The sequence below is a fragment of the Bradyrhizobium sp. Kon69 genome, assembly GCF_055807515.1.
Genome location: NZ_JBVVOS010000144.1, coordinates 1 through 382, shown reverse-complemented (window position 1 = coordinate 382; position 382 = coordinate 1). Strand labels below are relative to the sequence as shown.

The following is a 382-nucleotide window of genomic DNA, read 5'->3' as shown; positions in this document are numbered from 1 at the left end:
TCATGGATGATCTGTTGCGGGAGTTTTTGACGGAAACCAGCGAGAGCCTGGACACCGTGGACAATCAGCTGGTGAAGTTCGAGCAGGAGCCGAACAACGCCAAGATCCTGGATAACATCTTCCGTCTGGTCCACACCATCAAGGGGACGTGCGGCTTCCTCGGATTGCCGCGCCTGGAAGCGCTGGCGCATGCCGGCGAGACGCTGATGGGCAAATTCCGTGACGGCATGCCGGTGACCGGGCAAGCGGTGACGGTGATCCTGTCGTCGATCGACCGCATCAAGGAAATTCTGGCCGGGCTGGAGGCGACCGAAGCCGAGCCCGAGGGTACCGACCGCGATCTCATCGACAAGCTGGAAGCGATGGTCGAGCAGGGCATGGC

1 protein-coding gene is annotated in these 382 nt (G+C 61.3%); it reads left to right on the top strand.

Features of this window, described 5'->3' with window-relative positions:
• Window positions 1-2: 2 nt before the first annotated feature.
• A partial coding sequence (locus AC0L3U_RS38605; protein ID WP_198960214.1) for an Hpt domain-containing protein occupies window positions 3-382 on the top strand: 380 nt, incomplete at its 3' end.